Annotated in this window: 25 protein-coding genes; 14 read left to right on the forward strand and 11 right to left on the reverse strand. The window is 51.4% G+C overall.

Going from position 1 to position 22,853, the window contains the following annotated elements:
* The first annotated feature begins 58 nt into the window (after positions 1–58).
* On the forward strand, positions 59–1,390 hold the full coding sequence (locus K8942_01465; GenBank protein UPA22864.1) for a hypothetical protein: 1,332 nt from the start codon (positions 59–61) through the stop codon (positions 1,388–1,390).
* A gap of 215 nt (positions 1,391–1,605) precedes the next feature.
* On the opposite strand, the gene K8942_01470 is transcribed toward K8942_01465, so the two are convergent.
* Positions 1,606–2,007, reverse strand: coding sequence for a hypothetical protein (locus K8942_01470; protein ID UPA22865.1), 402 nt, complete (start codon positions 2,005–2,007; stop codon positions 1,606–1,608).
* Between the two features lie 206 nt (positions 2,008–2,213).
* Between K8942_01470 and K8942_01475 the strand changes: the two genes are divergently transcribed.
* The 6 genes from K8942_01475 to K8942_01500 all read left to right on the forward strand — a co-directional run bounded on the left by K8942_01475 (position 2,214) and on the right by K8942_01500 (position 6,647).
* The gene (locus K8942_01475) at positions 2,214–2,570 is read left to right on the forward strand and encodes a DMP19 family protein (GenBank protein ID UPA22866.1); all 357 of its coding nucleotides are present in this window, start codon (positions 2,214–2,216) and stop codon (positions 2,568–2,570) included.
* Between the two features lie 74 nt (positions 2,571–2,644).
* Positions 2,645–3,073 carry a DUF1801 domain-containing protein gene (locus tag K8942_01480; GenBank protein ID UPA22867.1) on the forward strand — a complete coding sequence of 143 codons (429 nt, stop codon included), beginning with the start codon at positions 2,645–2,647 and terminating at the stop codon, positions 3,071–3,073.
* A 121-nt stretch (positions 3,074–3,194) separates the two neighbouring features.
* Positions 3,195–3,812, forward strand: coding sequence for a hypothetical protein (locus tag K8942_01485; GenBank protein ID UPA22868.1), 618 nt, complete (start codon positions 3,195–3,197; stop codon positions 3,810–3,812).
* A gap of 162 nt (positions 3,813–3,974) precedes the next feature.
* Positions 3,975–4,952: an N-acetylneuraminate synthase family protein gene (locus K8942_01490; protein ID UPA22869.1), complete on the forward strand. Its 978-nt coding sequence runs from the start codon at positions 3,975–3,977 to the stop codon at positions 4,950–4,952.
* Between the two features lie 2 nt (positions 4,953–4,954).
* Positions 4,955–5,899, forward strand: a complete 945-nt coding sequence (locus K8942_01495; protein UPA22870.1) for a class I SAM-dependent methyltransferase — start codon at positions 4,955–4,957, stop codon at positions 5,897–5,899.
* The gene (locus tag K8942_01500) at positions 5,892–6,647 is read left to right on the forward strand and encodes an acylneuraminate cytidylyltransferase family protein (protein UPA22871.1); all 756 of its coding nucleotides are present in this window, start codon (positions 5,892–5,894) and stop codon (positions 6,645–6,647) included. Before K8942_01495 ends, K8942_01500 begins: the two co-directional genes overlap by 8 nt.
* Here K8942_01500 and K8942_01505 read toward each other — a convergent pair.
* The 7 genes from K8942_01505 to K8942_01535 all read right to left on the reverse strand — a co-directional run bounded on the left by K8942_01505 (position 6,607) and on the right by K8942_01535 (position 13,048).
* Positions 6,607–7,512: a hypothetical protein gene (locus tag K8942_01505; protein ID UPA22872.1), complete on the reverse strand. Its 906-nt coding sequence runs from the start codon at positions 7,510–7,512 to the stop codon at positions 6,607–6,609. The genes K8942_01500 and K8942_01505 overlap by 41 nt on opposite strands.
* 75 nt (positions 7,513–7,587) lie before the next feature.
* Positions 7,588–8,148, reverse strand: a complete 561-nt coding sequence (locus tag K8942_01510; protein UPA22873.1) for a DUF305 domain-containing protein — start codon at positions 8,146–8,148, stop codon at positions 7,588–7,590.
* 54 nt (positions 8,149–8,202) lie between these two features.
* A complete protein-coding gene (locus K8942_01515) occupies positions 8,203–10,530 on the reverse strand; it encodes a heavy metal translocating P-type ATPase (protein UPA22874.1) in 2,328 nt (775 codons plus the stop codon).
* Entirely contained in the window at positions 10,527–10,742 is a 216-nt protein-coding gene (locus K8942_01520) for a heavy-metal-associated domain-containing protein (protein UPA22875.1), read from the reverse strand. The genes K8942_01515 and K8942_01520 overlap by 4 nt, the downstream gene beginning before the upstream one ends.
* Before the next feature lie 21 nt (positions 10,743–10,763).
* Positions 10,764–11,033 (reverse strand): metal-sensing transcriptional repressor, encoded by a 270-nt coding sequence (locus K8942_01525; protein ID UPA22876.1) that lies wholly within the window; start codon positions 11,031–11,033, stop codon positions 10,764–10,766.
* Positions 11,034–11,102: 69 nt separating this feature from the next.
* Positions 11,103–12,458, reverse strand: coding sequence for a sulfite exporter TauE/SafE family protein (locus K8942_01530; GenBank protein ID UPA22877.1), 1,356 nt, complete (start codon positions 12,456–12,458; stop codon positions 11,103–11,105).
* A 26-nt stretch (positions 12,459–12,484) separates the two neighbouring features.
* Positions 12,485–13,048, reverse strand: coding sequence for a disulfide bond formation protein B (locus K8942_01535; GenBank protein ID UPA22878.1), 564 nt, complete (start codon positions 13,046–13,048; stop codon positions 12,485–12,487).
* 106 nt (positions 13,049–13,154) lie between these two features.
* On the opposite strand from K8942_01535, the gene K8942_01540 reads away from it, so the two are divergent.
* Positions 13,155–14,066, forward strand: a complete 912-nt coding sequence (locus K8942_01540) for a VOC family protein (GenBank protein UPA22879.1) — start codon at positions 13,155–13,157, stop codon at positions 14,064–14,066.
* A gap of 43 nt (positions 14,067–14,109) precedes the next feature.
* A complete protein-coding gene (locus tag K8942_01545; GenBank protein UPA22880.1) occupies positions 14,110–14,505 on the forward strand; it encodes a hypothetical protein in 396 nt (131 codons plus the stop codon).
* A 68-nt stretch (positions 14,506–14,573) separates the two neighbouring features.
* Here the strand turns inward: K8942_01545 and K8942_01550 are convergent, their stop codons facing one another.
* Positions 14,574–16,076 carry an S-layer homology domain-containing protein gene (locus tag K8942_01550; GenBank protein ID UPA22881.1) on the reverse strand — a complete coding sequence of 501 codons (1,503 nt, stop codon included), beginning with the start codon at positions 16,074–16,076 and terminating at the stop codon, positions 14,574–14,576.
* A gap of 146 nt (positions 16,077–16,222) precedes the next feature.
* On the opposite strand from K8942_01550, the gene K8942_01555 reads away from it, so the two are divergent.
* The 3 genes from K8942_01555 (at position 16,223) to K8942_01565 (ending at position 17,974) form a co-directional block, all read left to right on the forward strand.
* Positions 16,223–16,849 (forward strand): hypothetical protein, encoded by a 627-nt coding sequence (locus tag K8942_01555; protein ID UPA22882.1) that lies wholly within the window; start codon positions 16,223–16,225, stop codon positions 16,847–16,849.
* Between the two features lie 73 nt (positions 16,850–16,922).
* Positions 16,923–17,279 carry a YggT family protein gene (locus tag K8942_01560; GenBank protein ID UPA22883.1) on the forward strand — a complete coding sequence of 119 codons (357 nt, stop codon included), beginning with the start codon at positions 16,923–16,925 and terminating at the stop codon, positions 17,277–17,279.
* Between the two features lie 44 nt (positions 17,280–17,323).
* Positions 17,324–17,974 carry a hypothetical protein gene (locus K8942_01565; GenBank protein ID UPA22884.1) on the forward strand — a complete coding sequence of 217 codons (651 nt, stop codon included), beginning with the start codon at positions 17,324–17,326 and terminating at the stop codon, positions 17,972–17,974.
* Between the two features lie 11 nt (positions 17,975–17,985).
* On the opposite strand, the gene K8942_01570 is transcribed toward K8942_01565, so the two are convergent.
* Both K8942_01570 and K8942_01575 read right to left on the reverse strand, forming a co-directional pair.
* Complete coding sequence (locus K8942_01570) at positions 17,986–18,624, reverse strand: immunoglobulin domain-containing protein (GenBank protein ID UPA22885.1); 639 nt, start codon at positions 18,622–18,624, stop codon at positions 17,986–17,988.
* Positions 18,625–18,704: 80 nt separating this feature from the next.
* Positions 18,705–21,794, reverse strand: a complete 3,090-nt coding sequence (locus K8942_01575; GenBank protein ID UPA22886.1) for an S-layer homology domain-containing protein — start codon at positions 21,792–21,794, stop codon at positions 18,705–18,707.
* A 276-nt stretch (positions 21,795–22,070) separates the two neighbouring features.
* On the opposite strand from K8942_01575, the gene K8942_01580 reads away from it, so the two are divergent.
* Both K8942_01580 and K8942_01585 read left to right on the forward strand, forming a co-directional pair.
* On the forward strand, positions 22,071–22,556 hold the full coding sequence (locus K8942_01580) for a DUF2975 domain-containing protein (GenBank protein ID UPA23138.1): 486 nt from the start codon (positions 22,071–22,073) through the stop codon (positions 22,554–22,556).
* 78 nt (positions 22,557–22,634) lie between these two features.
* Positions 22,635–22,847 carry a helix-turn-helix transcriptional regulator gene (locus K8942_01585; GenBank protein ID UPA22887.1) on the forward strand — a complete coding sequence of 71 codons (213 nt, stop codon included), beginning with the start codon at positions 22,635–22,637 and terminating at the stop codon, positions 22,845–22,847.
* The last annotated feature ends 6 nt before the right edge of the window (positions 22,848–22,853 follow it).

Below are 22,853 nucleotides of genomic sequence, written 5' to 3' on the forward strand. Positions count from 1 at the left end.
GGGGCGTTTTTTGTATCCGGCCGATTGGTATCTGTTATGACTATGCTACAGTGCGCATATGACGATTCAGTCTGTGCCGTGGATACGGATAGCATTGTGGTGTCTGTGTGCAGTGCCTCCCGCAGTTGCCGCATGGACGACGTATCACTTTACGGTGTTTGTTCCGAGTGATCATTTTTTTGATTTTCTCCCGCTCACCGAAAGCATTGTGAAAAAGGGATATCCGACTGCATCAGTGCTTTTTACCGGTATCAATGAGCATATCGTTTTGTCTTTCAATCTGATGTTTTCATTCTTCGGGATGCTGCATCCCGCACTTCTGCCTCCGACGAAAGCAAGCCTGATTTTTTATACAATTCTCACGCATCTCAGCATTCTGTGTACCGCTTTCTTCATACAGCGTCTTGCTGAGCGGACGCACACAGCACTGCCTGTCTGGCAGAGAATGCTTCTGTTGTTTACTGCCATTGTCATTCTCTTTTCTCCGGTGCCCTGGATTTCCTGGGTGCAGCCATATGTCAGTTTCACGCTGATTGTAACACTTGCAGTGGCTGTTCTTTTCATCCTGTTTGTGAAACCGCATTCGTGGATGGCACTGATGGGGGCAGCAGGACTTGCAGTGTTCGCATCGTTCGGTCTGACATTCGGCTTTGCCATCTGGCCTGCAGCCCTTCCGGTTCTCCTCACACATACGCCAAAGAGATGGAAATATCTGCCGCTCACAGTCTGGATTGCAACCGGGCTCCTGTGCGTGCTCATTTTCCTGACGACACGTCTGCAGTATCACCAGGACCTGGAGCAGTTTGTCCCATGGAAATTTTTCACATTCACGATGATTCTTCTCGGATCATCGCTCTCTGAAGATTGGTTCCGCACCGGCATCTTCGGAGGAATACTGTGCTGCGTACTGCTCCTCTCCCTGTGGAGAGTGCGCAGGTCAGTGAAACAGGCATCCCCATGGATTGGTGTCGTTATTTTTGGAGTGACGTGTGCGTTGCTGATTGCATTCGGACGAGCGAGCTTTGGGGATATGTATGGCTTGCAGGCGCGGTACGTTATTTTCACCTGCATACCCTGGATTGGTACTGTCTACCTTCTTGCTCTTTCGAAAAGCAAATGGCTGCTTGCGGTGTTCGTCGTGTGTATTCTGTATCTTCACCTTGGATCGTGGCCCCGCATGATGCCCCGTTTTGAAAACTGGCGCATAGGACAAGCACAGGCGGAGCGCTGTTTTCAGTACTACAAAACTGCCCCTGATACCTGCCTTGCTGTCCTCAGCTTTGGTCCCACTTATGCGGATATTGTCCGAAACGGTGCGGCAAAAATGGAAGAGCTGGGTTTATTCACGCCCGATCCGTCCGTGCAGCCCGATAGTGTGACAGGGCGGTAATGTGGCATCGATTGCTGATACGGAAAGATGTGGTATAGTTTTCTTGACGTATTCCGTCTAGAAAGGAGAGCGCATGAAACACTTTCTCATACGCATGCGTCGTTGCCTTGTGGCGTGTGCCACAACGCTGATGGTCGTACTGAACGTTGTGACGAACATTGCAACATTGATAACGTTCGTATGACACCCCCGCGGTAGCGAGAGTTCATCTCTTCCTACCGCAATTTTTTCTTGCTCAGCATTCCGCCAACCCATCCCGCTCCCAAAGACAGAATCGCCAGCGCGATCGGATACCAGTGCTGACCCAGGTGCCACATGGCAATCCCGCCTGCAATGTTTGCAATGAAACCAAGTACACCAAGAATCATCGCATGACGCATCGGATTGCCCGGCGCCAAGCGTGCGGCGATGTAACATCCAATGAATGTGTAGATAGTTCTGTAGAGAGTGGCCCAGAGCAGTAACCACGTCGGTGAACCGTTTGCCTGCTGCTCTGCAAAACTCGGGAAGACGCCTGTCGATTCCAGAATCGCGTCGGTGGCGACGGATAAGACTGCACCAATAACAATACCGAGGACAATAACACCAATACTGCGGAAGATTTTTGTGGAAGGCATATAGGCAGGATAATCTGGATTGCGGGCGCATTGCAACTTTGTGATGAGAACTTTAAATTTTTTTTACACACTCATTTCATGTTCAATCCATACCCGATGCGGTTGTGGGTCGGACATTGCCGAGAGGAAGAGGGCTGGAGAAATAAATCATTAGTTTCTCTGCATTTTCGTATGGTATTTCCGGAAAGACCTGTACGATCACCCGTATGGACGCAACAAATTCTCCACGTACAAAACCGCTTTACCGCGGCACGCAGGCTGTCTGGTACATTCTCGGCCTTCTTGAAATACTGCTGGCATTCCGTTTTCTGCTGAAACTGTTTGCGGCCAATCCGCAGGCGGGATTCACGCAGTTCATCTATAACGTCACTGCGCCTTTTGCTGCACCGTTTCTGAATGTGTTCCGTATTTCCCGCGTGGAAGGAAGTGTTCTTGAGTGGACAACGCTGCTGGCGATCGTCGTGTATTGGCTGGTGGCATGGGGCATCATCAAGCTCCTCGTTATTGGCAAGCCGGTCACGACGCCGGAAGCTGCGGTGAAGCTGGACAGACAGGATAGTTAAGAAACGGTTTATCGCTGTTTCTGCCTCTACGGTGTGTTATACCCCATTTCTGGTATACTGCCCATACTATGAACATGTTCAAACCAACCAAGGCAACAACTATCAAAGAGTATATGGATGCCCTTCCGCCTGAGCGCCGTGAGCCTATGGAATATCTGCATGCATTCATTCAGAAAACAGCGCCAGCACTGAAAGCACACTTTGCCTATAACATGCTCGGGTACGGATCGTTTCCCTATCTGAATGCCAAAAAAGAAATGGTCAAATGGCCCGTTCTTTCATTGGCGAATCAGAAACAGTATATGAGTCTGTACGTGTGCGCTTTGGAGAATGGAAAATATATCGCGGAACTGAATGCAAAAGATCTCGGAAATGTGAGCGTCGGAAAGAGTTGCATCCGTTTCAAAAAGATTGACGATCTGAATCTCGACACATTGAAGAACGTGATCAAAGCTGCGGAGAAAAACCCCGGACTTGTCAGTGCCGCCCAGAAAAAGACGTAAGCCACTCTGCAATCTGTCGCACTAAAAATCACACACATATCACAGAAATGCGACATTCAATGCGTAGACTGATGTCATTGGTTAACCAGTCGTTTCTTATTTTTTTCATCATTATTCTCTTATGAAAAAATCATTTGCCCTCGGTGCAGTGTCCGGCATTTCCGCACTCACGCTTGCGTTTCCTCTCGTCGCGCAGTTTGCAGGCGCACAGGATTCCGGCGCACCAGCAAAAACTGAATCCGCAGACGACAGTCATGCTTTCTTTAGGCACAACATGAAGCCCGATTCAACACAGGAAGGTATCCAGAAACGCATTGATCATGACACTGCATTTCTTGCAAACATCGATGCCATGATCGCCATCCAGAAAACTGCAACCCAAGCCCACAAAGATGCACTGACCGCAGCGCTGGCAATCACCGATGACAACGCGCGTGCTGCTGCAGTCAAAGCTGCGGATGAAGCACAGCGCACATCCGTGGAGACTGCTATGGAGGCAAATCCGGCATTCAAAGATGCGATGCCTTTTGGCGGCGGAATGCACAAAATGAAGATGCGCGGTGGCCACGGTCCAATGGGTGGCGACCTTGCAGAGAAACTCGGTATGACCCAGGACGAACTGAAGTCTGCTATCGAGGCAGGTAAAACGATTGAAGATATCGCAAAAGAAAAGGGGATCGAACTTCCGGCACGTCCTGCCTTTGGCAGAATGATGCACGACGAAGTCGACGCTCAGTAATCGGTGAGAAGACGGTACAAGGAAGGAGCTGCGGAAGCGGCTCCTTTTTATAACACATCGTCCACACCCTTTGTCCGCATGCTGTGTCGCTTCTTCAAGAGATGCAGCATAGAAAAAGCCGACGTTTGACGCACAAAGAACGATAGCTCTATATTGCGTCCTATGTCTTTTATCATTGCAGAGTGCTGCCAGAATCATCAGGGATCGCGTGAGACACTGCAGAGAATGATCCGCGAGGCGGCGCTTGCAGGAGCACGATACGCAAAAATTCAGACGATTTTTACGGAAGACCTCGTGCCCCGCGGACGTTTTGAGGAAGGACTGATAGAAGAGAATGGTGTCATGAAAACCATCAGGCGTCCGTATGCACCGGAATATGAACGGTTGCATTCTCTGGAACTGAGTGAGGACGATCACCGCTGGTTTATCGATGCATGCAACAATGCCGGCATAACCCCCATCACCACTGTTTTTTCGCGCTCGCGCATTCCGATGCTGGCGGCTCTTCCCTGGCCCGAGCGCGTGGTGAAAGTCGCGAGTTGTGACTGTGGAAGCCATCAGATGATTGAAGAACTTTGTGCGCATTTTGATCACCTGATTATTTCCACTGGGGGCGCATACGAAGAGGAAATCCGTCGCACTGCAGAGATTGTACGCAGACAGAAAAAAAAGCTGACGCTGCTGCATTGTGTAACGCGCTACCCGAATCCTTTGCACGCATGCAACCTCCGGCGGATGGAATGGCTGCGCTCCTTTGCCGGTGAGGTCGGCTGGTCGGATCACACCCATGTGGAACGCGACCGTCTTATTGCAGCCAAAGCCGCGCTTGCACTGGGCGCTGATGTGATTGAACGTCACTTTACCGTGCTGGGCGCTCCGGATACGAAAGACGGACCCGTATCCATCACTCCTGCGTTGCTGGCGGATCTTTGCGCATATACCGCACTCCCGCAGGATGAACAACGACGGCTGGCGCAAGCCGGCTGCTCGGAAGAAGACTGGCGCATGATGCTGGGGGAAAAACAGCCACCCATCACCCATGAGGAAATGCTGAACCGCGATTATTACCGCGGCCGTTTTGCAAGCAGGGTGGGGGAGAAATACATATGGAATTGGTCTGAAGAACCGGTATTCTCCTGAGTATGACGTCTGTTCTTGCGGCTTCGGATAAGGGCGAACGATATGCCCGCATAGCGGCTGTGGGGTACGATTATGCCTCTATCCCAAAGATGGCAGTGACCTGCTGCAATTTGTGCAACGGGAAAGATTTGAAGGTCATCTCGCATTATGACCGGTACGGATTTTCTGCTCCTGCATGCATGTGCAACACCTGCGGGCTCGTGTTTCTGAATCCTGTCATGACATCTACCGGATATACGGAATTCTATGCCCATATGTATCGCCCTCTTCTCACCGCGTATTACAATCAACCCTACACTGCAGAGACCATTCAGCCGGAGGCGGAGATCTATGCACTGGCACTCATGGAGCGCCTGCGTCCGTTTGCAACTGTGTTTGCCGGACAACGGGCGCTGGATATCGGCGGGTCCATTGGTGCGGTTGCCGGTGCGCTTCTCAGAGAATGGAATACAGAGACAACGGTCCTCGATCCTTCGCCTGATGAATTGAAAAAAGCAGAAGCGCGCGGCGCACATGGTATGCAGGGTCGCATAGAAGATCTTCCACAAACCGATCAGTCATTCCCACTCATCACGCTTTGCCGGACCGTGGATCATCTGACCGATATTGCATCGGCTCTGCGGATGATTCGTTCCTGCATAGCGGATGGCGGATTATTTTTTGTGGATATTGTTGATCTCTATCGTGCCTGTGCACAGAAAGACAATGATCTGATGGAAGCGGTGAAAATCGATCATCCGTATTATCTCACCACAGCCACAATGCGCACGTATCTTGCGCGTGCAGGATGGCGGATTATGGCGGAGGATCTGTATGGGTCATTGCATACAGGATTTTTCTGCACACCCGCAGAACCCGATCCGGAGGCAATGCCGTCCGCTGCATCAGTGCAGATTATGGAAGATTTTCTCCAGACTATCCATTCCTCCTCGGCCCGGTATGCGTAACACGTCCGGTCCGATCCTCGGCATTATTCCTGCGCGTAGCGGGTCCCAAGGGGTGCCGCATAAAAATATACGGCTGCTTGGAGGAAAGCCGCTTTTGCAGCACAGCGTCCAATCGGCACTCGCGTCCGGTATCTTCGATCGCATCATTCTTTCCACCGATTCTCCTGAATATGCCTCCATCGGCGAAGCGGCCGGTGCAGAGGTGCCATTTCTTCGTCCTGCAGAATTGTCCGGGCATGATGTGCCCATTCAGGGTGTTCTGGAACACGTCGTGCACTCGGTGGAACAAAGCGGCTGGAGTCCGTCACTTGTGTTTCTGCTGAATCCCACTTGTCCGTTTCGTGAGCCTTCACATTTTCTTTCCGCTCTGGAGGTGCTTCGTACATGCGAATGCGATTCCGTTGTGAGTGTTCAGCCGGTGCCGCTTTGTCTGTGTCCGCATTATGTCCTGCGCATGGAAGGTGGGACGCTCCAACCGTTTTTGGCCGAGGGGGCACAGGTGTATCGCCGGCAGGATGTGACACCGGCATACGTGCGTGACGGACTTATCTATGGTGTGCATCGCGATGTGCTGATGGAAAAGCACACACTCTATGGCGATGATTGCCGGCCTCTCTTTTTCTCCGTGCCGGACCATGTGAATATCGATACTGAAGCAGACTGGCAGCACGCCGAGCACGTCTGTCGCATGCGTGAAGAGGCTGCATTTACAGCAATGCCAGCAGGTGCCTTGTCTCCTGCGCGGTAAAATGTACGCACAGTCCGTCGCGCTCTTTCCACCACCAGGAATCCCCATCGGGACGAATCAGCGGAGCGCTGCACCAGCGGCCAGGCGGCAGTGATCCTGCGTCCTGCCATTGCACTGCATCTGCACTTTGGATGAGGCGACATTGCAGGGAATCCCAGCAACGGAAATCATCAGCACGTCCATACCAGAGAATGGCGCGGTAGCCGCTTCCACAGAGAAAGGGCAGGAGCTTATACAGCTGCACATCTTCAAAGCCCGGTAGAGGAAGAGCAACCGGCCCGACCAGATTTTCAAACATCGTCATGCGGCCATTTTCTTTTCCATAGAGGATACCCATACGCCGTTGTATCAGACATTTTTCGACATGGGGTGGCGTTCTGAAAAAACTCCGGAAACCCGCCTGCCCAGGTGATTGATGCAGTGTCCACTGTTGCTGATAGCAGAGGAATTCATCTGCATGAGACACGAAGGCACCAATGCTGTCATTAATACCCGTAATAGCCGGATTGAAACGGGATGCTTGCCACTGCAGACCATCCGAAGAGGTATAGATATGAATCCCGCTGCGATTCTCTCCTTCCTGATTCCAGCAACACAGTACCCATTGGCTGTCGTGTCGTATCACGCATGCATCAGACAACTGCCCCCAGTCCGGCGCATGCTCTGCCCGCAGGAGTTCGCGTTCCCACAGGATGGTTCCCTCTGCGTCTATCTCCCGCGCCATCAATACATTCTGTTCCCGCGTTTCCCCGTAGCGAACGCCGTAGAGACGGGTCAGGGAAGGGGAAAGGGGAATAACAGACGACACACACCATCCGACACGTCCTGCATCTGTTCCGGTGATACTTCCATGTGTGTGCTGCATTGCAGCAATAATAGCGCATGCCGCAAAAAAAAGCGGGATGACGTGCCATCCCGCTTTTTGGCATCTCTGTGCCGATTATTCCGTATAGCCCCAGTCCTTCTGCCACTGCTTCATCCTATCAATCTCCTGCTGCTGTGCTGTGATGATAGCGTCGGCCATCGTTTTGATTTCGTCATGCTTGGCAGCAGACTTGGCGGCAATAGCCATATCGATGGCGCCCTGATGGTGGGGGATCATTCCCTCTATAAACGCCGCATCAAATGCATCACCGGTTTTGCCGGCAAGCATCTGAGACATATCGTCCATCGACATGCTCATGGCGTCATGATCCATCATGTCATCGTCGTCCATGTCCATCATCATGTGCATGCCATTCATGCCGCCGTTACCGTAGCGCGTTTCGGTCATCATGCCATTACGCTCGATGCGCTGCATTGGCAGAGTCAGGAGAGTGATCAGACAGACGGCAACACCTCCAAGGAAGAGCCACAGTCCCCATTGCTTCATCTGCGCAGCAGTCAGTGTTTTGGCTGCCCAGATAATGAGCAGCAGCACGCCGATGGTTGCCGCAAGCATGCCGACAGAGTGAAGAATCCACAGAAGTATAAGACCAATATCCGGGCCGGTGGTGTACATCGTGTCCATCATAGGAGGGAGAGAGAAAGAAATAAGAAAAAATAAAACGCAGGATCAGGAGCTGACGCGGGCGAAAAAGAAGAAGAGCGCCGCAAAGCCGATTGTCATAATGAGGGGTGCCGCATCGGACAGAATATTTCTCTTGTTCGGATGGAATCCTTTCAGGAGGAGTGAGTTTGAGACGACCGACACCGAGCTGAACGCCATCGCCAGACCCGCCAGTTCCGGTCGCAGTACAATGCCAAATCCCATAAACAGACGCGCGGCAATGGGAATGCCGACAATGTTATAGAAGAGCGCGAAGAACATGTTCTGACGGATCTTCGTGACAGTTGCGCGGCTGAGTTTGATGGCAGTGACCACATCGCGCAGATCATTTTTTACGAGCACTATGCCGCCTGTTTCCATTGCGATATCCGTGCCGCTTCCCATTGCGATGCCCAGTTCTGCCTGTGCAAGTGCGGGACTGTCGTTGATGCCGTCACCGACCATCACGACTTTCTTGCCGATCGCTTGCAGCTTTTTGATTTCATTCGCTTTATCTGCAGGAAGAACGTCGGCAAGCACGTGATCAATGCCGACATGCTTCGCAATGGCTTCGGCAGTCCGCCTGTTATCGCCGGTCATCATATACACCTCGATGTCCATCATTTTTAATTGCTGCACTGCTTCCTTTGATGTGTCTTTTACGGTATCGGCAACGGCAATGATGCCGATCACTTTCTGTGTGGTTGCAAGAATCATCGCGGTCTTTCCCGCTTCTTCCAGCTGTTGCATCGCAGCCTCCTGCTCTTTCATATCAATGCCTTCTTTCTGCATCAGCGCGCGGTTGCCCAGCAGATATTTTTCTCCGCCGATCGATCCTTCGACGCCGTGGCCGGGGATTGCCTGGAATGCTTCAACTTCGCTCAGTGTGACACTTTTGGCTGTAGCATGCTGGACAATGCTTTCTGCCAGCGGATGTTCGGAACCCTGTTCGAGTGATGCGGCGATGGCGAGAAGATCATCTGCGTTACCAACGAATGCGACGATATCGGTGACCTCAGGTTTGCCTTTGGTTAATGTTCCCGTCTTATCAAACACAATCGCACTGATGTTGTTCACCGCTTCCAGCGGTTCTCCTCCGCGGATGAGAATACCATTCTCCGCACCTTTGCCTGTTGCGACCATAATGGCAGTCGGGGTGGCGAGGCCGAGGGCGCAGGGGCAGGCGATCACAAGGACCGAGACGGCGGAGAGGATCGAAAATGAGAGCGTCATACCGGCAACCATCCAGCCGATGAGCGTGATGATGGCGATGACAATCACCACCGGCACAAACCACGAGGATACTTTGTCCGCAAAATCCTGAATGGGTGCTTTGGATCCCTGTGCCTCCTCCACAAAGCGGATAATCTGCGCGAGTGCGGTCTCGCTGCCGACTTTCTCCGCGCGGAATTCAAGAGTGCCGTTGCCGTTTATGGTGGCACCAAACACTCTGTCACCTTCTTTTTTCTCGACCGGAATACTTTCGCCGGTCAGCATCGATTCATCCACCGATGTAAGTCCTTTCAGCACAATGCCGTCCACAGGAATTTTTTCACCGGGACGGACAATCACAATATCGCCGGCAATCACTTCTGCCATAGGAATATCCATCGTTTGGCCATCACGGATGACACGTGCGGTTTTTGCCTGCAGATTCATCAGTTTCTGAATCGCTTCGGATGTTTTGCCTTTGGCCCGCGCTTCCATCCATTTCCCGAGGAGGACGAAGGTAATCAGGAATGCGGCGACCTCAAAATACAGGTCATGAACAGTGCCAATGATTGTTCCTTGCGCAAAAACATGAACAAATAAATTATACAAACTGTAGAGATACGCGGTGTACGTTCCAATCGCAATCAGGCTGTCCATGCTGAAGGTTCCCATGCGCAGGCTCGATATAAATCCTTTGAAGAAACCGGAGCCAAGCCAAAACTGTACCGGCGTTGCAAGTATGAGTGAGGCGATTCCCATGTAAGGCATGAATGTTTCGAAAAGAGGGGACGCCGGGAAAAACGCGATCATCATAAAGACCAGCATCGGCATGCTGAGGATGAGGCCGATGAAAAATTTTGTCCGGTACTCTGCCGTTTCTTTCTCTCTGCGTGTGCGATCCAGCTCTACACCATGATGTCCGTGATGCTGGGGCTCTGCGCCGTAGCCTGTTTTGTGCACAACATGCATCAGGTCATGCTCGGATACTTTTGCAGGGTCGTAGGTGATGCGTGCTTTTTCCGCACCATAATTCACGCTGGCATCTTCCACGCCCGGTGTCTTCTTCAGTTTGCGGGTAATGAGCGCGGCGCAGCTGGCGCAGTGCATGCCGGTAATGGTGAGATCGCATTTTTGGGTAGTCATGCTACAGGAAGAACTTTGTACACAGGATTCAGGCTTTCAATTTCTTTGGTCCATGTATCCAGATCAAACTCGTCATCATGATCAATGACGACAGTCTTGGTCATCAGGTCGACAGCGACATCCTGAATGGATGCATCATCCTTGCTGACGTCTTTAATAAGCATGGCACAGCCTTCGCAATGGATACCGGGGATAGAGACAGAGGTTTTCATAGAAGTGAGAGCGGAAGAGAATTAACGTTTGGAGAGGCCGACAACTTTAATAATTTCATCGATAAATTTGTCTTTGTCAGCATCAGAAGACATTTTTTTGACCGCACAGGTTTGAAGATGGCTTTCGAGAACCGCTGACTGGATATGTTTGATGTGGCCCTGCATAGCCAGAGCAATTTCCAGAACATCGACACAATAGACATCGTCTTCGACGTCTTTGCGCAATTTTACCGTTAAGCCCTCCAGCCTCTTGATGGCAGCGAGTGTTTTCTTTTTTGCATCGTCTTTCATGACAATAGGGGGTAGGGGTAGGGGGTACCCATACTCTATTCCTGTTTTGTACCGCGTCAACAGAATTCTTCAGATGACATTGAACGTTCCCCGAACCATGCCCATAGAACACATAAAGGCGAGAGGCCCCCGTTGGGCGGGCGCCGTGAAGGTGATAATGTTTTCCCCCGTGCGCAGCGGCTGTGAGATATTGAGAGAGGGGATGGTCAGAATACCCGTGCACCCGGCTGCATTGGTTCCGTCCACTTTCCAGCGAACCGGAATACCTGCTTTGAGTGTTATGACATTCGGTTCGTAGGTGCCGTATGGCGTCACGGTCATTGCTACTTCCTGCACCGAACCCACCATGGTCGGCAGTCCTGCATTCTGCTGATCCTGCAGCGTGGGGCCACCTGTCACATTGAATCCTGTAAGCGCCAGACCGCTATTCAGATTGAACAGCGCGAGCACGAGCACGAGTGTGCCGGAAAACCGCAGAAAGAAATTCAGGGATGTGCCTTTGGCATTGGAGGAAAGAGCGCTGATGCCGAGGAGTGCGGGAAGCGTGCCCAGTGCAAAGACAAACATGATGACGGCACCCGTTGCAAACGTGCCGGATGCAAGTGCTGCCAGCTGCAGCGACTGCGTAAATCCGCAGGGCAGGAAAAATGTGAGTGCACCAAGGATGAAAGGCGCCGCCGCATGGTCGCTTTCAGACAGTCCTGCAATCCAGCGCGAAAATTTTTTCGGGGGACGGATGGGGAAGCTGCCTTTTCCGACAATACCGAGGATACTCAGTGCCAGATACAGCATCACCAATGCGACAACGATATTCATATAGCCGGTCATCTGTGTGCTGAGCGTGATCGATTGCCCGATCACGCCGACGAGCCCGCCGAGAACAAAGTACGACACCAATCGCCCGAGATTGAACTGCAGCAGTGGTTTGAATTTCTGCGCAGCGGTTTCGGCTCTGTGAACCGCATTATGCTTTGCCGCAAGAGCAAGCAGTAATCCGCCCGTGACCGCCAGACAGCTGCTGGTGCCGGCCACGAGGCCGATGACAAAAATACCGCCCACCGAAAGGATGCCGGAGGTCGACGGGGCCAGCGACATTAGGTCGAATGTCTGCAGGAGTGTGTAGAGCGCAAAAATAACAATCAGCGATGCGCCGATCTCGATCCACTTTCGTGTATCCGGTGAGAGGGTGGCGCCATTCTCCACAACACTGTATCCGGCATCATCAATCACTGCGGTCAGATGTTTCGTATCCAGATGTGCGCCTTTCTTTGGAGTGATCCTCGCAATGCCTTTCCTGTAATCCACATCAACAGATTGCACACCTTCCATTTTGCCGATTTTTCGTTCGAGTAGGAGTTCACAGCTGGCACAGGTCATGCCGCCAATGTGAAACACGGTGCAGGTATTGAGAGTGTTGCGAGGCATACGACTGAGAAAAGGAGTCACTGCATTTACTTTTTTGTCTTCAGCACCATCCCCGCTCCGAGTGCATTCATCAAAAATGCCGTGAGTGCCATGCCCGGAACCGTGATGTACCCGAACATCACAAAGGGTGTCTTCACACAGGATTCACCCGATGCATCACAAGGAGTGGCAGGGTTGGTGGGGGCAGCGATGATGTCGTACATCTGGATGTAGTAGTGCCAGGCCGCATAGCCGGCGCCTATAAGAGAAAGGGCCAGGATGTAGCGTGCCACATTCCGGTCGCGCTTCCAGAGGGCGATCATTAGAAGGATGGCCTGCGGATACATGAAGATGCGCTGGATCCAGCAGTATTTACAGGGATTCCAGCCGCTGATTTCCGAGAAATAGAGACTGCCTGCAATGGACACGAGCGTGACGATCAGTATAAGAATGAGTCCATTCTGTGACGTCCATGTGCTGATGCGGTTCGTTTTCTTTGTAAAAAATTCAATCACAACGGCAGCAAGAATAACGGCGGAGATGATCTGGCCGATGACGACCAGTACAGAGAGAAACGGGACGACGTTCCAGGTGAATTGTGAGAGGTTCATAAGAATATGGTACATCGGATGGTATGAATGTGAATAGATGACGCCAAATGCATAAAGATCTCACTTTTTTCTCGTCATCATTTTTCCTCTTGGTTATACTTCCCCCATGCAAAAAATCATCCCCCACCTCTGGTTCGATACACAGGCTGTGGAAGCGGCACAGTTTTACGTCTCTGCGTTTGGCAACGATTCCAAAATCACGCATCAGTCAAAAATCACAAATACTCCCTCGGGTGATTGTGACATCGTCTCGTTCGATCTCTGCGGCTATTCCTTTATGGGCATCAGTGCCGGCCCGGCATTTACGATCAATCCATGTATATCGTTCATGCTGAACTTCGATCCGTCGAAAGATCCGGATGCCCGCAAAAATCTCGATGTACTTTGGGAGAAGCTCTCTGATGGCGGAACAGCATTGATGCCACTGGATACGTATCCGTTCAGCGATCACTACGGATGGATTCAGGATAAGTACGGCGTGAACTGGCAGTTAATACTTACCAAACCCGAAGGCGAACCACGTCCGTTCATTATTCCGTCCCTGATGTTTACAGGAGATATGACGGGCAAGGCAGATGAGGCGATCGATTTCTATGTGTCAGTCTTTAAAAATTCCAAGCGCGGACTCACCGCCCCGTATCCGGAAGGCGCATCCCCGGAGCCTGCCGCCAAGATTATGTTTGCGGAGTTCATGCTGGAAGGTCAGTGGTTTACGGCGATGGACAGCGGACACATGCACAAGTTTGGCTTTAACGAAGCGGTGTCGCTCTTGGTGAATTGCAAAGATCAGGAGGAGATTGATTATTACTGGGACAAACTGTCTGCTGTGCCAGAAGCCGAACAATGCGGATGGCTGAAGGATGCGTACGGACTCTCCTGGCAAATCTCTCCCGCCGCGATGATGGACATACTGGGTGGTGGCAATCAGGAGAAGATCGACCGCGTCATGCAGGCATTTATGCCTATGAAGAAGGTGAATATTGCCGCGCTGACAGAAGCGGCGGAGGGGAAATACTGAAGCAGTCGTGTAACCTTTTAGACTCTTTCCCGTAAAAATAGGTATGAAGAAAACCCTCCTGATCATCATCGCCGTTGCTGTTTTCCTTGTTGCCGGTTTCTATGCATTCAATGCCTATATCTACAACGAAAAGCAGGGTGATGGAAAGGACATCACGTCCTACCGCGGCACATTAAGCGGGGAAGTGGTCTGTTTGCCGCATGTAGACACAAGCGGGCCGCAGACCATGGAATGCGCGTACGGACTGAAAACCGATGCCGGGGAATACTATGCGCTCGATCTTGCAACCATGTCGCAGGAACATCCACCACTCGAAACAGGGGAACGTATCAGTGCAAACGGGCTCATCACTCCTATTGAAATGCTGAGTTCTGATTACTGGCGGGTTTATGCTATTGAGGGAATCTTTTCGGTAACAGATTCTGTCAGGAGATTATAAATATCTTCAACTCTTACAGGCAACAATGATGACGGTATGCGCTCGCGTACTGTTTGTTTGTCAGACTCTCATGATGCGCAATATCCATCTGTCGGGTCTGCATCCACGTCGGGCTGCTCACAATAGGTGCCGCAGAAATCTGCCGGACACTGGCAATAACCGCCAAATGCGTCTGGCACACACACACCATGATTCACACACCCTTGAATAGCGCCATGATCATAATTGCAGCCCGCGTCATTCAGCTCGCAAATATCTCCGCTGTATATGTCGACGCAGCTGCAAGAATAGGTTCCACCCGGTCCATTTGTGCATACTCCTGCATTTAAGCAGGGGTCGGTCGTGCATTCCCCTGGCCCCACTGTCAGTGTCATCGTTTGTATGCCGCTCGTATAATTTCCATTTGCAGCTTGTGTTGCAGTAATAGTCGAAGTGCCGTTTGAAACAAGTGTAACAGTACTTCCTACAATAGTGGCAACCCCTGTATTGCCACTGCTAAAAGTAAATGCACCTGCGCTATTGGACGTAGGTGCTGTGATTGTGAAAGGAATATCCCCCATCTGTTTTACAGCATTGCTAAAAGTGCCAATCGTTGGTGCAATGGTATTGACTGTGAGTGTTGCTGTTTGCACTCCTGATGTGTAGTTTCCATCTGCAGCCTGTATTGCTGTAATAGTCGTGCTTCCTGCTGCCACAAGAGTGACCGTGTTTCCTGCAACAGTTGCAACACCGGTATTGCTACTCACATACGAAAAAGCACCTGCGCTATTGGAAGTGGGGGACAGTGCGAATGCCGCATCGCCGTAATTTTTACTGATGGCGCCAAATGTGATGGTTGGTGATGAGAGGATGGTTTGACTGCTTGTACTCTGACTGCTCGGTGCCTGAGCCTGGCCGTTACCCCCTCCGCCTCGTCGCTTGGATGGTATGATTTTTTTCAGAACGTCCGCAGCAAAATGTGCAGGACTCGATTCACGGTTTTTCATCGATCGATACACCATGCCACTCACTTTTCCTCTGCTGATAGCGGTGGAAACGCCGAGTTGCCCTTGTGCCTCCAGAATGCCCGCGCTTTTTGCAAGATGCACATAGGGCGCATACCAGGCCGATGGGTCCACATCATTGTAGGGTGCAACTGATGATGTCTGCATGAGCTCGTATCCGTACATATTCACAATCATTTTGATAGCTTCAACAGTATTGACAGGATGGTCCGGCTTGAATGTGCCGTCTGCATAGCCGCTGATCAGCTTCTTGTCTTTTGCGTAACACACAAACGGCGCAAACCATTGCTTTTTCACATCCGGAAAACAATCGTGATATTCCTGCACAGAGGGACTGATATCCAGACTGCCTATCAGTATTTTCAAAAGCTCGGCGCGGTTGACAGTGCCCTCCGGCCTGAATGTTCCGTCTGCGTATCCTGTAATGATATTTTTTTCTTTCAGGTATTCGATAGCCGCTTTATCCGTACTCTGTGTAATATCGGACAGTGATGCCGCAGAGGTCAGAGTTGTCCCGATCGCACATGCGCACAAAACGCCGACACCTATTCTTTTCAGAGGATGCATTGATGCGACTGTAGAGAATGCCAGAAAGCAGTACAAAGAATTCGGCTCGACACGATTGTGAGTGTACAGGTGGATGATGCTCTGGAGTGCTCATGCAGAGATATCGCCGTATCTTTGTGTTCTTTCCTCTGCTACCGTCTGCATCTATGTGTTTTTCCGCAACCGCTAGTTTCACCGCAGGAGTCGGTTTGAGTATGATCGGCGGCGTCACGCTTGCGAGCGTCAGGAAAACATCCGATATTCCGTTTGCCGCAATCCCGCTTCTGTTTGGTATCCAGCAGTTGGCGGAAGGGGTCATCTGGCTCTCATTTGAGAATCAGGTGCTGCTTTCTGTGATGACCGTCATCTTCCTGCTTTTTTCTCATGTCATCTGGCCGACCCTGCTTCCGTTCAGCGTGTTTATGCTGGAGCCGCAGCGCTGGCGGCGTATTGTTCTGTCTTTTTTTATAGGAATCGGCGGCATTGTGAGTGCATATTTTCTGTATTACCTCACGCAGGAACATGTGCAGGCCGTGGTGGTGAATGACTGTATTGCGTATGTTGCCCCGCATTTCTTCCGCACCTTTGTGTTGTCTCCCTATACCGCGGCAACGTGCTTCAGCTGTCTTTTCTCGAGTCACAAGATGGTGAAGGTATTTGGGATCGTTGCATTTTTGTCTGCCGTGGTCGCATTCAATTTTTTTCAGGAGAACTTTGTGTCCGTCTGGTGTTTCTTCGGTGCACTGCTGAGCGTCATCATCTATCTGCATTTCCGGCAGCGCAAAAAAATCTAAGAAAGAGGAATGCTCATCAATTTCCTTGAGATTTTTGTATTCACTACGCCGAAAGCACTGTATCTTCTTTTGTATGGAACCCACACACTCATCACGAACGAGACCTCTCTACCGTGGCACACAGGCCGTCTGGTACATTGTGGGGATTCTTGAGGCATTGCTCGCATTTCGTTTTCTTTTGAAACTTTTGGCAGCAAATGCACAGGCAGGATTCACGAGTTTCATCTACACCGTTACCGCACCCTTTGCTGCACCGTTTCTGAATGTCTTCCGCATCTCCCGTGTGGAAGGAAGTGTGGTGGAATGGACTACAATTTTAGCGATGCTCGTGTACTGGCTTCTTGCGTATGCAGTCATCAAGCTTCTTGTGATCGGCAAACCCGTCTCGACTCCAGAGGCGGCGGTGAAGCTGGATATGCAGGATAAGTAAGGGATTTTGTTTGCTGATGATGCGACGGGTGGTATGGTTTTGCCATGACAGCACGCACATCCACAGGAATTATTTTTGCAGGATTATACGCACTTCTGTGCAGCATCCTTATTGCAACACAGGGACTTTTTGGTGAGAGCTTTATTGCCATTCTTCTCGGTTTTCCGCTTAGTATGGTCCTTGCAAGTATGGAATTTGGGAATGTCAGCGGACTCCTTTTGTACGTACTGGTGCTTTTGCCCATAGTTATCAATGCTTGTGCGCTCTATTGGCTGGGATATTTTGTGGGAAATTACAAGATGATCAGACTGCCGCTTATTATCCTTGGGGTGCTTGGACTGCTTGTCGGCGGATTTTTTGCATTCAATAGTTATATCTACAATGAGAAGCAGGGAAACGGCGAAGCGGTGGAGCCGTATCGGGGCACGCTCAGTGGCGAGGTTGTCTGTCTTCCCCATAAAGACACCAGCGGCCCCATCACTCTTGAATGCGCTATTGGCATGCGCACCGATGTAGGCGAGCACTATGTATTGGATATGACGCTTCTGTCTCAGGAAAATCCTCCACTGGATACAGGTGACCGCTTTACTGCAAATGGACTCATCACACCAATCGAACGTCTGAGCACGGATCAGTGGAACAAATATGACGTAGTTGGAGTGTTTTCAGTCACTGATTCACTACAGAAGTTCTAAGCGTGCATTTTTTACTTCTCGCACACAAATCCGAATCTTTTCATGAGCCGTTCATTCACGCGGCCGAGCATTTTTTCGTCAGTGCTGAACCAGCTCATCACGCGGTCGCAGACACGGGTTTGCATGTCGCTTTCGGGTGCTGCTGCGTGCGTTGTGGCCTGTTCACGCAGGACACGCAGTTCTGCCAGCGTGGGGGCTTGCCCGCCACCGCTTCCCGGTTTTCCACGCTTTCCGCCTCCGGAGTGTGATACCGGTGCTTCAGAAGATGCTGCAACAACAGTCACAGTCAGAGGGTCTGCGCTTCCCGCGCCGGATGTTAAACCGCCGCCGCTGCTTCTCCCGAAAATACTGTAGTAATATGTACCGCTTTCGAGAAGAACATCTTCGTATGAGGTCGTTGTATTATCTGCAGTCGTGAGAATCATCGTTCCTTCGGACATGTTGGATGGTGCTGCAGAGGTACTGCGGCGGAGCACAAAATGATTCGTTCCACCCGGAACATTCCAGGAGAGCGTCACTGTTGCGTTGCTCACGGAGGCCGTGAGGGTCGGTGGTACCAATCCATCTGCAAACACCGGCACCATAGACATGCACAGCATCGTGCTTCCCATGGCAATAATTGCGCCGAAGTGCAGACGTGGAAAACGCATCTACTGCAACTCTATTCCTTGTGGTCAGTGATCTGCAATTGCGGACTGTGACAGACAGAAGTGTAGCTCTGTTTACATGCTCATCGGGCAATCTGCAAAGCCAGTGTTATCATTTTTGCAACTTCCGCGCGGTTGATGGGCGCATTTGGTCGGAACGTATTCTGTCCGTCATCACCGCTCACAATGCCAAGTCTGGTTGCAGTTGCCACGACCGGTGCGTACAGGGACCCGGTTGGGACATCCGCGTAGAGAGCTTCATCTTCTGTGAGGGGGATTTTCAAAACCTCGAGCAGCGTCTGCAGGACAATGCCGCGTGTAGCGGGAGATGCAGCCTGCACAGTGTGAGTGAAGGCCGAGAGTTTCATGGCAGATGCCGCTTCCACATACGGAGCGGCCCATGCATCGCCCGATCCCTCTGCACCGACAGGAAATGCCGCCAGCTGTGTTGCGACTTTTGCCAGCTGCCCGAGCGTGATCATATCGGCGGGGCCATATAATCCGGTCAGCTCACCGTTTTTGTTTTTGTACCCTGAAAAAATACCTTCGCTGATGACCGTGTGGACCGGACAGGCAAACCATTCGCGTACAGGAACATCCTGAAACAGGACAGGCTGTGACTGGATCGACAGAAATAGTTTATTATTTTTTCCGGGAATTTTTTCTGCGGAACATGTTGGGACAGGTGCTGAAGATGTTCCAGCGACACTCGCGGAGACGGGGGTTTTGGTGATCGATCGACAATTGCTTCCTCTGCATCCACCATTACCTCCCCCCGAGACAGTTGCAGTATCGGTTGTCGCAGCAGCGACAGGGATGCCGAAAATACCAAATGATGAAAAGTCGGTTGTCGTACAGGAGAGGACATTTGTGGTCGTATTGTGCGTACATGTCAGTTCGTCCCATGCAGTGGCTCCTGACCCGAAGCGGTAGACACCGAGTGACGATTCCACGAGGCCGGCCACATCATTTTCATGATAGGCAAACGTGACTGACAGCGGTTCGTCGAACGATGTTACTCTGGTGGAGTCGGGACAATACGCCGACAGGTCATGTGCGGACACAATAGTGTTGCGGCCGGACGGCGCACCGAGTTCTGCTTTGACGGGAACCGGATCAAGTCCCTTGAGCTGGAATTGCGCACCAGTGGGACAGGTGCCGTTGGTGGCGATGTACCCTGCGGGAACGCTCAGAGAAACAGAGCTTCCTGTCAGGACAATGCTCCCGGTTGAGCCGTTGGCGTTCCAGATAATGTTTGTACCGGTACTGGTGCGCACTGTTGCATCACCCGTGCAGCCAGCTGTCGTAAAGGTGTGACCTCCTGATGTTGCGGTATTGGATGCGGCGTCTGTGGAGGTGACGGCATAATAATAGAGTGTGCAGCGGAGCAGACCGGATAGAGACATGGAGTGTGACGTGACGCGCGGGGACGTGTCGGCCACGGCAGTGTCTGTGCCATAAGAAGGAGTGAGACCGTATGACACTTTCGTGGATGCATTTTCATCTGTTGTCCATGTAATCACTGCACTGCTGGTGGTGATGGAGCCCGTGCCTACGGCAGTGATAACCGGCGGATTACGTTCGGTGATGGTCACGTTCACGGTAATCGTATCGGTGGCGCTGCCATCGGATACCTGCACGATAAAGCTGTCTGATCCGTTGTAATCAGCATCCGGCACATAGCTGATGTCCATACTATCTCCGGCCCCGCTTGCTGTAGCTGTTCCATGAGAAGCAGCACTTGAAATACTCCAGGTGAGGCTCTGATACTCCGCATCGGTTGCACTCAGCGTGAGTGCGAATGCCTGTGGCGTAGAATTCTGATCCATAGTCACGCCCGTACTGCTTCCGGTGGTAATCACTGGTGCATTGTTTGTCGCCGTAAAGGTGATGTTGCGATAGGTGGAGTTACTCTGTCCGTTGCTCGCATCGGTCACCGTAAAGGTAACGGTGCGTGTGGATGTGGTGGGAGTGGCGTCGCTATTGGCATACCGGACGGAACGCAGGGCGGTCTGGTAGTGTGCGAGGGTCGCTGATCCGTTTAGTTGGAGTGATCCTGCGCTATACGTTCCTGTGATGCCGTTCTGGTCTGTAAAAAGGAGTGAATCCTCTGCCACGGTGTAGTTTGAGGTAATAACCACTGCACCGCTGGCAATCATAGTGGAGTCCACATCTGCCACAGTGATGGCATCGTCGACAATTGCAGATGCGGCGCCGTTGACATAGTTGAGTGTTGGACGAGTGGTGGCCGGAAAGAGGCGCGCCTGGGGGATAACCTGCGTGCTCTGGCCACTGTAGGCCCATTGAAGAATGGCGACATCACCGCCTCCGCGTTCGTAGAACTCCATGCGGATATTATATTTTTCACCTGCAACCAGGCTTACGGGGGATGCGGTATCGGTTGTGGTGCCGTGCAGGGTCCAGTTATCAATAATCAATGTGTCATCCACCCACAGACGCACACCGTCGTCACTCTGGGTGCTGAATGTCACGTTGCCCGTAATAGGAGCTTCGATCTGACCGCTCCAGCGTACGCTGAAGTTTTCATCATTAAATCCGGGCACGGCGAAGTTGTTTGAGAAATTCACTCTGGAGTCGATGCGCTGGTACGTCGGCCCCGTCAAATCCCATTCCTCTATGTAGTAGGTGGCCGCCAGTCCGATACCGGTAGGGCCACTGAGTGTCTGGAGAACAGGGGAGTCATTCACGGGGTTGATGCTGATAGTTGCTGTAGATGCACTGGAGTTAATGGTCTCGTCCTGCACGTCTACCACTACATATTGAAAACTTGCATTCGTATCCCGCCCCGCATCCGGTCGGAAGCGCAGGTCCAGTCTGCCCGTGCTCAGGGTGAGCTTTGTCCCTGTAGTGCCGAGGGTGATGGCATTGCCACCGCTATCCCACAGTGTGCCGCCACTCACGGAAAGAATCCGGATTTTGCTGGGTGTTCCGCCATCAGTATCGGTGAGTGTGGAAACGATGAGGCGGATATTTGCGGATTCTGGTTGTACTGCATCTTCATTCACACTGACCGCTCCTTCGCCCGACGGGTTGACGACTGTGGTATTTCCGCCTGCTGATGGAGCGGCGGCATGGACACTGACAGCAACAAGAAGCGCAGCGGAGACCGTGAACATTGTAAAAATCCGCCGCTTCTTTTGTAAAACATCCATAAACATATGAAATTCTACCAAATTCAGAGAGCAGAGCGTACGCATCTGTTATTGCATTGTCAGAAAGTTGTGTGCAAAGAGAAATAATAGAGGCCGCGCTTTAGGCGGCGCAATAGAAGGAGAAGAGTTATTCCGTGCAGGTACATCCGACGCGTTTTTCAGCAGCTCTTCTGTCTCATATTAATCGAAAATCAATACTTTTTTATTGTATTTCGATAAATTCTATGCTTTGATGTGCCTACATTCATTTCTCACGTCTTTATGAAATCTCTTCCCATCAAACGCGTTTCCACACTCTTTCTGAAGTCCGTTCTCATCTTCATTGCACTGGTTGTCAGTGTCGGATGTTACTTTGCATTCCCGAATATCTGGAATGGACTGCCGGCAGAGTGGCCCAATATTCCTGCAGCGCTGCTCTACCCGGGGCTCATCAGTTTTGACCTCTCACTGATTCCATTTTTGATCGCGCTGTATCAGGCGTTCAGACTTCTTCAGTTCATTGATACGAATAATGCTTTTTCTGATCGATCCATTGGTGCGCTGAGAAACATAAAATACTGCGCCATCAGTATGAGCGTGCTGTACTGGATCACGATGCCGTTGATGTTTGCCGTTGCCGAACTGGATGATGCACCTGGTCTTATTCTCATGTGGGCTACGTTTGCATCTGCACCGCTTGTCATCGCAACCTTTGCCGCAGTGCTTCAGAAGCTTGTGCAGAGTGCCATCGATATGAAAACCGAAATTGATTTAACCGTCTAATTCGACAAGCTCGCTATACATAATCCGAACCCGAACCCGAACCCTAGCTCTAGCCCTAGCCCTAGCCCCACCCCCCCCATGCCCATCCTCATCAACCTCGACGTCCTGCTGGCCAAGCGCAAAATGAGCGTGACCGAACTCTCGGAAAAAGTCGGGATCACCATGGCCAATATTTCGATTCTGAAAAACGGAAAAGCCAAAGCAATCCGCTGGTCCACACTCGAATCTATTTGCAAGGCACTCGAATGTCAGCCCGGCGATATTCTGGAATATAAAGCGGATAAAAAATAATTTCCT

Source organism: Candidatus Peribacteria bacterium, assembly GCA_023038255.1.
Classification (GTDB): Bacteria; Patescibacteriota; Gracilibacteria; order Peribacterales; family Peribacteraceae; genus CALREJ01.